Here is a 9085-nt window from a genome sequence, read left to right as displayed (position 1 = left end):
ACCGCTGATCACCGTGGTGGATGACACCAGGTCATCCACAGAGCGGTCGCCGAACGGATCCGAGGTCACCGTTACCGGTGACAGCACCAGCTGGCTGCCACGCCCTTCATCCTGCGCCACCGCGTGATTGGCCGCGACGAGCCCGGCGACGGCGAGTGCGCTCAGACCCGGGGTCAGGAGTTTTTGCGATCTCATGAGTGCCCTCTTGCGTGTTGTAGGTATGCGAATATTTAATGATACAGTATAACATAACAGTGCTAGTGCCAAGCCAGGTAATGGGTGGCACATGGTCCGAGCGTGTGGTGTTGTCGAGACGGCGTGTTGTTTTCGTCAACGGCAACATGACGGTGCCTGCCGGGTCGGCAGGGTGTTGACAGTGTGTCCGGCAGGGTTTGGAAAGCGGCCTGGATCAGGCGGAGAAATGGATCAACGTTCCCGGGGGTTGAGTCGCCTGTGCCGCAATATGGCCAGAAGCAGCATGCCGGAGCCGGTGATTCCGAGCAGGATCAGCGAAAGGATGATGGCCTGGGCCGGCGAGAAATCGACTGAATGACTGAGGCCGAAGCCGACGCCCAGGTAGGCGGAGGACCAGAGCATGGCCCCCCAGAGGTTGAACAGGGCGAAGCGCCGCCGGTCCATGCCCAGGGCGCCGGCAACCGCGGATACCGTTGGCCGGAACGGCTTGCTGAAGCGGGCAAAGAACACGCTCTTGCCGCCATGGCGGCGGACGAAATCCCGGTTTCGCTGAAGCAGCGCCGGGTGTTGGCGGAAGGGCCAGAGTCTGTCCAGCCGGTGCTGCAGCTGGCTTCCCACCCAGTAGTTCAGCGTGCCGCCCAGGGCGGCCCCGGCGGCGGTGCCGGCCAGGGCCAGCGGGAAGGAAACAATGCCGCTGCCGGCCAGGGCGCCGACCGAGAACAGCACCGTCGCGGCCGGCACCAGGTAGCCCACCACGATCAGGGCTTCGACGAATACCAGCAGGAACAGCGCAAACGCCACCCAGCCGGGGTTTGCTGCCAGGGCGTCGGCCAGGGCGGCGGCGGAAATCAGCGTCATCGCTGATACGTGTCCTTCCACTCGGCATAGCTCATGCCGTAGATGATCTCGCGCGCCTGTTCATAGTCCATCTCGATGCCGCGTTCCTCGGCCGCGGCCAGGTACCATTTCGACAGGCAGTTGCGACAGAAGCCGGCCAGGTTCATCAGGTCCAGGTTCTGCACATCCTTGCGCTCACGCAGGTGTGCCACCAGGGCGCGGAACGCGGCGGCTTCCAATTCTGTTTGCGTCTGTTTGTCCATTACTCGGAATCCTCCTGTTGTCTGGCCAGCTGGTCGAGGCAGTCCTGGTCGCCACGGCACTGGGTCTGCTCCAGCGTTCTCTCGAAGTTGTCGGCAAACCGGCCGCCTGATGCCACGGCCTGCTGGGCAGCGTCGATCGCCGCATCCCAGTCCTGCCGGTGCATCAACAGGCCGGCGAGATTGTTCCAGAGCACGCCATGATTGCCTTCGGCCTCGGTCAGGCCCAAGCGGATGGCATCCTCGGCGGCCTCCAGCTCGCCGGCCGCAAAGTGCAGGTTGAACAGCCCCAGGTGGAAGCCGGCATGCTCTGGCCATTTCTCGCGACCCGTTTCGAAGACCCGCAGTGCACTGTCGCTGCGCCCGGTCTGTTCCAGATCGGCACCGGCGCGGAACCAGCGATTCGCATCGGCGCTTGCAGGCAACTGGTCCGGACGGGTGACAACCATCGCCCAGCGGTCGCCGCGGTCCCAGGTGCGGCGGAAGCGGTCCAGTTTGGTTTCCAGCCGCTTGTGCTCGCCCGAGCGCAGGATGAATCGTTCCGCCTCCGGGTCATAGCCGACGATCACCGCATAGTGCCAGATCGGGAACCAGCGCAGGCTGAGGTTCTGGAAAACCAGCACCGGATTGCCGGCTTCAAGCTCCTGCATGATGGCGTCGAAACTGCCGTCGATCTGGTAGGGCACGCGGTCGCGCTGTCGCGTCTGGCTGATCAATTCCACCTGAAGCGTGCCCTTTCGCTCGGGGATGAACAGCGACGGCTCGAGTTCCTCGGGTTCGACCTCGATTCCGCTCCAGCCAAGCACCTCGGCCAGCGCTGCCGGTCCGCACTGGTATGCCTCCTGCGGGTGATATGGCACCTCGGTCAGTTCCACCGCCTGCGGCGGACGCTCGAAGGCTTCGTCCTGACTGATGCCGGTGAGGCTCGCGCAACCGCTAAGGGCAAGCAACGGCATCAGGAACAACAACAGCCGCGGTGACATCATCCGTTATCGCTCACCGGATCGGTCTCCGGATTCGGCGTCGGTTCATCGAGGGCGTCCAGCTCGGCCGGGTCGGGGATGTCCCGGGGCCCGGGGTCCCGCGTCAGAAAGAAGTTCACGTCCTGAATACCGGTGTCGTCGGCCGCGGCACCGACCGCGGCCAGCAGCCGCAGATAGTTCAGCAGATAGCTGTAGCGGGCTTCGGATAGCTGCCGCTCGGTTTCGAACCGCTCGCGTTGCACATTGAGCAGGTCCAGTGTGGTGCGCAGTCCGACTTCGATACCCCGCTGGGTGGACTGCTCGGTGCTGCGAATCGAGCGCAGCGCCTGTTCCAGGGCCTCGATCTGACGCAGGTTGCTGACCAGGTTGAGGTAGGTGGATTCTGCGTCGATGGCCGCCGAGCGCTTTGCGTCCAGCGTATCGCTGAAGGTCGCATCGCGTTCCGCCTGCCGTTCGCGGATCCGTGAGCTTGTGGCGCCACCGGTATAGAGCGGCATGGTCAGTTGCAGGCCGATGGATGTCTGCTCGCTGCGCAGGGCGCCGCCGAATTGCTGGCCTGCCGCGGCTCCGCCTCCGCCGCCGGTCACCTCGCCCTGATAACTGCGACCGTGGCGGGCCACCATGTCCACCTGCGGGTAGCGGCTGCCACGTTCCTGCTCCACTTCCTCGCGGGCCCGCTCGAAGCCCTGCTCGGCGATCAGCACCTGCAGGTTGTTGGCTTCGGCCCGTCGCGCCCATGCGGCCGCATCGGCCGGTTCCGGTGGATCCGCGCGAAAGTCATCCTGCAGGCTCATCAACTCGCCCACCGGCCGGTCAATCAGTCGGCGCAGATTCTCGCGGGCAATGGAGAGGTTGTTCTCCGCCCGCAGTCGGTCCGACTGCACGAGGTCGAACCGGGCCTGGGCATCGTTGACATCGGTGACCGTCCCGGTGCCGACCTCCAGTGCCCGCTGGGCGCGTTGCAACTCGCGCTCGATGGCCACCAGCTCTGCCTCCACCGTTGCCAACTGATCCTGGGCCAGCAGGATGTCGAAATAGACTTCGCTGGTTCGCAGTGCCAGCTCTTCCCGCGCCCGGGCCACTTCCAGGCTCGCGGTGTCGATGACGATATCGGCCTGCCGGCGGGCGGAAAAGCTCTCGATGCGGAACAATGGCTGTCGTGCCACAAGGCCGGCATTCCAGCTCTCGTAATCGGTATTCCGGCGGGATTGACCGCCGAACCGGGTCGAGTCCCAGTTGTAGGCTGACTCGGCCTCGAGGTTGAGTTCGGGCAGGAACAGTGCGCGCGCCTGGGCCCGTGTCTCCTCGGTGCCGCGGAAGCGATCCTCGGCCGCCCGCAGCCGCGGATCCTGGCTTTCGGCGAGCCGAAATGTATCCATGAGGTCCAGGGGTTCAGCGATCAACGGCGGTGCGGCAATCACGGCCGCGGCGATGAGCCCGAGCAAGGTGGTCCGGGCAGTTCTGCACACTGTCATAACGAAGATGTCCGTCATTCGGCTTGGCCTGCCGGGTAGTGATGGGGGCGCTGCCAACCGGTCCGATTGCGTGACGATAGGCGGATTGCTGATCAGCAGCAATGGTCTGCCGGGGCCTTGCACCTAGGGAAACGCTGAGCCAGATGACCCAAACCGGTATCGGGCGCAGACGCGGGAATAAATCGGCATTTCCCTAGTCGCTGTCATCGCCTGCGCTCACGGATTCGGGCACAGCGCGGCAACTCGGGCAAACCCCGTTGATCTCGATTGTCTGCCAGTTGACGTGAAAACCCTGGGTTGCCGCCTTGCGCGCCAGCAGGTCCCGGATGTCGCTGTCGTCCATTTCCGCCACCGCATTGCAACGATCACAGATCAGGAACTGACCGAGATGCGGGTGGCTGGGGTCGCCGCAGCCGATGTAGGCGTTCAGGCTCTCGATGCGGTGGATCAGGCCCTGTTCCAGCAGGAAATCCAGTGCCCGGTAGACCGTTGGCGGTGCGGCTCCACGATGGTCCTCGCGCAGTTGATCGAGCAGGTCATAGGCCTTGACGGGCTCGTGCCGACCCCAGATCAATTCCAGGACCCGGCGTCGGATCGGCGTCAGGCGGACACCACGCCGGCCGCAACGCTCTTCCGCCAGGGCCATGGCATCGGCCACGCAACGTTGGTGGTTGTGCGGATGGCTACGGAACGGTGTGACGATGTCTTCGGACATGAAGCTGGGCCATGAACACTGATTTGCAACAGAATAACATGACTGGCCGGATCGCCGTGCTTGCCAAGGAACCGCGCTTTCCCTAAGCTTCGCGGCCATCGCAAACACTTGTTTTCCTGAGGTACTACGCCCGCTCCGCCACCGGCGTCATGCACAGGGCGTCAGCATCCCCTCGGGTCCCGCCGCCGCCGCGTTTCCTGCGGCACCGGTGCGAACTCTTCGATGGAGCCAGCATGAAGATTCTTGTCCCCGTCAAGCGGGTTGTCGACTACAACGTCAAGATCCGGGTCAAGGCCGATGGCAGTGATGTCGAAACGGCCAACGTCAAGATGTCGATGAACCCGTTCGACGAAATCGCCGTGGAAGAGGCCGTTCGGCTCAAGGAAGCCGGTCATGCCGACGAGGTGATTGCCGTCACCATCGGCGGCTCGCAATGCCAGGATGTGCTGCGCACCGCCCTGGCCATGGGCGCCGACCGCGGCATGCTGCTCGAGACCGATGCCGAGTTGCAGCCGTTGGCCGTGGCCACGCTGCTGCAGGCCCTGGTCGAGCGTGAATCCCCGCGTATCGTGATCCTTGGCAAGCAGGCCATTGACGACGATGCCGGCCAGACCGGGCAGATGCTGGCGGCATTGCTGGGCTGGGCTCAGGGTACCTTTGCGTCCGAGGTAAGGCCGGACGGTGAGGAGCTGCTGGTCACCCGCGAGATCGACGGCGGGCTGGAAACCGTTGCCTTGCGCCTGCCTGCCGTCGTGACGGCCGACCTGCGGCTCAATGAACCGCGCTTTGCCAAGCTGCCGGCGATCATGAAGGCGAAGAAGAAGCCGCTGGAGACGGTCACCCCGGAAGAGCTGGGGGTCACGGTCGAGCAACGCCTGAAGGTGCTGCAGGTGGCAGAGCCGCCGGAGCGTGAGGGCGGTGTCCGGGTCGGCAGCGTCGACGAGCTGGTGGAGAAACTCAAGAATGAAGCGAAGGTGATCTGACCATGACCAGCCTGATTCTCGCGGAACATGACAATCACAGCCTAAACGACGTGACCCGTGTGGCGGTTACCGCCGCCGGCCAGCTCGGTGAAGCCGTGCACGTGTTGGTGGCCGGCCAGGCCTGTCGCGCGGTGGCCGACCAGGCAGCGAAGATCGAGGGCGTTGACAAGGTGCTGCTGACCGAGGCGGCGCATTACGCGGAACCGCTGGCCGAGAACCTGGCGGCGCTGCTGCAGACTGTGGTCACCGATGCCTACAGTCATGTGCTGGCTGCGGCGACAACCACGGGCAAGAACGTGATGCCGCGATTGGCCGGCTTGCTGGACGTCGCCCAGGTGTCCGACATCATGGCGGTCAAGTCGCCGGATACCTTTGTTCGCCCGATCTACGCCGGCAATGCTTTGGCAACCGTGCAGGCCGGCGACCCGGTCAAGGTTCTGACAGTCCGCGGTACCGCGTTCGACAAGGCGCCGGCGGAAGGTGGTTCGGCCACGATCGAGGAGCTGGCGCCGGCGGCGGATGCCGGCCTGTCGCGCTTCGTCAGCCGCGAGCTGACCGAGTCGGATCGTCCCGAGCTGACGGCCGCCCGGGTCGTGGTTTCCGGCGGTCGCGGACTCGGCAGCGCCGAGAACTTCCGCATCCTCGAGGCCCTGGCCGACCGGCTCGGAGCCGCCGTCGGTGCCTCCCGCGCTGCGGTTGACGCCGGTTACGTACCGAACGACTACCAGGTCGGCCAGACCGGCAAGGTCGTCGCGCCGGAACTCTACATCGCGGTCGGCATCTCCGGGGCCATCCAGCACTGGGCCGGCATGTCCGGCTCCAAGGTCATCGTCGCCATCAACAAGGACGAAGACGCACCGATCTTCCAGGTCGCGGACTATGGACTGGTGGCGGATCTGTTTGAGGTGGTACCGCAGTTGACCGAGAAACTTTAGGTTTCAGTTGGTTTTACGTTTCAAGTTTTATGTTTTACGTAAAACCTTTAAACCTTAAACGTAAAACGACGCGGCGCGGAGCGCCGCGTTACATGTTCGGATAATTCGGCCCATCGCCGCCCTGGGGTGTTACCCAGCGGATGTTCTGGGTCGGATCCTTGATGTCGCAGGTCTTGCAGTGCACGCAGTTCTGGAAATTGATCTGGAGCTGCGGTTCGCCGTCTGTTTCCACGATTTCGTAGACGCCTGCCGGGCAGTAGCGCTGTTCGGGGGCATCAAAGCGCGCCAGATTCACCTGTACCGGCACGGACTGATCCTTCAGTTGCAGATGGCAGGGCTGGTTTTCCTCGTGGTTGGTGTTGGACAGCTGCACCGAGGACAGGCGATCGAAGGTCAGCTTGCCATCGGGTTTCGGATAGTCGATCGGCCGGTGTTTGCCCTTTTCCTGTAACTGCTCGTGATCGGCATGGTTGCGGAAGGTCCACGGCGCCTTGCCGCGGAATACGTAGCTGTCGATGGCGGCATTGACCAGACCACCCCAGAGGCCGAAGCGGGCGAAACCCGGGCGGATGTTGCGCACCCGATGGAGTTCGTCCCAGAGCCAGGAATCACGCAGGCGATCCTCGTAAGCCGCCACGTCGGGCTGGCCCTCCGGATGGGCCCGAAGCGCCTCGTAAACGGCCTCGGCAGCGACCATGCCGGATTTCATCGCGTTGTGCGTACCCTTGATCTTGGCCACGTTGAGGAAGCCGGCGGAATCGCCGATCAGCACGCCGCCCGGGAAGTGCAGTCGCGGCAGGGATTGCACACCGCCCTCCACCAGGGCGCGGGCGCCGTAGGAGATCCGGCGGCCGCCCTCCAGCAGGCCACGAATCTCCGGGTGCGTCTTGAAACGCTGCATTTCCTGGAACGGCGACAGGTACGGGTTGCGGTAGTCGAGACCGACCACAAAACCGACCGAGACCAGATTGTCTTCCAGGTGATACAGCCACGCACCACCATAGGTACGGCTGTCCAGCGGCCAGCCTATCGAGTGCATGACGCTGCCCGGCTGATGTTTCCCGGGCTCGATTTCCCAGAGTTCCTTGATGCCCAGGCCATAGGTTTGCGGGTCGGCGTTGGCCCGCAGGTCGAAGCGCGCGATCACCTCCTTGCTCAATGAGCCGTGGCAGCCCTCGCCGAAGAAGGTCTGGCGGGCATGCAACTCCACCCCGGGTTCGAAATTGGGCCCGCGGCTGCCGTCCCGCTCCACACCCATGTCGCCGGTGGCGACGCCCTTCACCGCGCCGCCGGCGTCGTACAGCACCTCGGCCGCTGCGAAACCGGGGAAGATGTCGACACCGGCGGATTCCGCCTGCTCGGCAAGCCAGCGGCAGACATTGCCCAGGCTGGCGATGTAGTTGCCGCTGTTGTGCATCAATGGCGGCGTCGGCAGCCGCAGTGCACGCTTCTCGGTCAGCAGTGTGAAGCGATCATCGCCCGCCGGCGTATTAAGCGGTGCGCCACGTTCCTTCCAGTCCGGCAGCAACTCGTCCAGGGCGCGGGTTTCGATCACCGCACCGGACAGTATGTGTGCGCCCACCTCCGAGCCCTTCTCGATCACGCAGACCGATAATTCCTCGTCGCCGGCATGCTGGGCGAGCTGGCGCAGCCGGATGGCAGCAGCCAGTCCGGCGGGGCCGGCGCCGACAATCAGGACATCGAATTCCATGCTTTCGCGCTCGACGGCGTGCTTATCGCTCATGGTTGCTCCGCTGGATGGAAGACGAAAAACGGCCGCGACGCGGATACGCCGTCGCGGCCGTGAGAGAGAAGAAAGGGACCGACGGGCGGTGTCGCGTTACTTCTCGACGAAAGCCCGCTCGATGACGTAATCGCCCTTCTCGCCGATACGCGGCGAGATGGTGAAGCCGCGGTCGTCCAGCAGCGTGCGGGTGTCTTCCAGCATCGCCGGGCTGCCGCAGATCATCGCACGGTCGACGGCCGGATCCAGCGGCGGCAGGCCGATGTCCTCAAACAGCTTGCCGCTGTTGATCAGGTCGGTCAGGCGGCCACGATTGCGGAACGGCTCGCGGGTCACCGTCGGGTAGTAGATCAGTTTTTCGCGGATCTCTTCACCGAAATACTCGTTGTCCTGGATCTGGTTGCTGATGAAGTCCTGATAGGCCAGCTCGCTGATGGTACGAACGCCGTGAACCAGGATGACCTTCTCAAACCGTTCGTAGGCGTCCGGATCCTGAATCAGGCTCAGGAACGGTGCCAGGCCGGTTCCGGTGCTCAGCAGGTACAGATGCTTGCCGGGATTCAGGTCCTCCAGCAACAGCGTGCCCGTGGGCTTGCGGCTGGTGATGATCTCGTCACCTTCCTCGATATGCTGCAGACGCGAGGTCAGCGCGCCATCCGGCACCTTGATGCTGAAGAATTCCAGATGCTCCTCGTAATTCGGGCTGGCAATGCTGTAGGCACGCAGCAGCGGCTTGCCCTCGACCTCCAGACCTAGCATCACGAACTGACCGTTTTCGAACCGCAGCGATTCGTCCCGCGTGGTGCGGAAGCTGAACAGTGAATCGTTCCAGTGGTGTACGCTCAGAACACGTTCCGTACCGAGAGAGCTCATTGATCCGTTACCTCAGTTCCATTCCAGAATTCATGGCTGTGCAGTCTACGGCCCGGTTTGTTATCTGTTAAATGGATATTTCGAA

General features: G+C 63.7%; 10 protein-coding genes. 2 read left to right on the top strand and 8 right to left on the bottom strand.

Annotated elements, in window-relative coordinates:
- The 6 genes from M0534_RS13180 to M0534_RS13155 form a co-directional block, all read right to left on the bottom strand.
- A partial coding sequence (locus M0534_RS13180; protein WP_248568904.1) for a hypothetical protein occupies positions 1-195 on the bottom strand: 195 nt, incomplete at its 3' end.
- Between the two features lie 231 nt (positions 196-426).
- A complete protein-coding gene (locus M0534_RS13175) occupies positions 427-1053 on the bottom strand; it encodes a DedA family protein (RefSeq protein WP_248568903.1) in 627 nt (208 codons plus the stop codon).
- Positions 1050-1295, bottom strand: coding sequence for a DUF1244 domain-containing protein (locus M0534_RS13170; RefSeq protein WP_248568902.1), 246 nt, complete (start codon positions 1293-1295; stop codon positions 1050-1052). Before M0534_RS13170 ends, M0534_RS13175 begins: the two co-directional genes overlap by 4 nt.
- Entirely contained in the window at positions 1295-2278 is a 984-nt protein-coding gene (locus M0534_RS13165; protein WP_248568901.1) for a PA2778 family cysteine peptidase, read from the bottom strand. The genes M0534_RS13170 and M0534_RS13165 overlap by 1 nt, the downstream gene beginning before the upstream one ends.
- A complete protein-coding gene (locus M0534_RS13160) occupies positions 2275-3768 on the bottom strand; it encodes a TolC family outer membrane protein (RefSeq protein WP_248568900.1) in 1494 nt (497 codons plus the stop codon). The genes M0534_RS13165 and M0534_RS13160 overlap by 4 nt, the downstream gene beginning before the upstream one ends.
- A gap of 175 nt (positions 3769-3943) precedes the next feature.
- Positions 3944-4465, bottom strand: coding sequence for a transcriptional repressor (locus M0534_RS13155; protein WP_248568899.1), 522 nt, complete (start codon positions 4463-4465; stop codon positions 3944-3946).
- A 233-nt stretch (positions 4466-4698) separates the two neighbouring features.
- Here M0534_RS13155 and M0534_RS13150 point away from each other — a divergent pair, with 233 nt between their 5' ends.
- Positions 4699-5448: an electron transfer flavoprotein subunit beta/FixA family protein gene (locus tag M0534_RS13150; protein ID WP_248568898.1), complete on the top strand. Its 750-nt coding sequence runs from the start codon at positions 4699-4701 to the stop codon at positions 5446-5448.
- Between the two features lie 2 nt (positions 5449-5450).
- Positions 5451-6383: an electron transfer flavoprotein subunit alpha/FixB family protein gene (locus tag M0534_RS13145; protein ID WP_248568897.1), complete on the top strand. Its 933-nt coding sequence runs from the start codon at positions 5451-5453 to the stop codon at positions 6381-6383.
- Between the two features lie 88 nt (positions 6384-6471).
- On the opposite strand, the gene M0534_RS13140 is transcribed toward M0534_RS13145, so the two are convergent.
- Entirely contained in the window at positions 6472-8127 is a 1656-nt protein-coding gene (locus tag M0534_RS13140) for an electron transfer flavoprotein-ubiquinone oxidoreductase (protein WP_248568896.1), read from the bottom strand.
- Between the two features lie 96 nt (positions 8128-8223).
- Positions 8224-9000 carry a ferredoxin--NADP reductase gene (locus M0534_RS13135; protein ID WP_248568895.1) on the bottom strand — a complete coding sequence of 259 codons (777 nt, stop codon included), beginning with the start codon at positions 8998-9000 and terminating at the stop codon, positions 8224-8226.
- Positions 9001-9085 lie beyond the last annotated feature (85 nt).

The organism is Methylonatrum kenyense, assembly GCF_023195885.1.
Taxonomy (GTDB): domain Bacteria; phylum Pseudomonadota; class Gammaproteobacteria; order Nitrococcales; family Aquisalimonadaceae; genus Methylonatrum; species Methylonatrum kenyense.
This window is presented reverse-complemented; position numbering and strand designations above follow the sequence as displayed.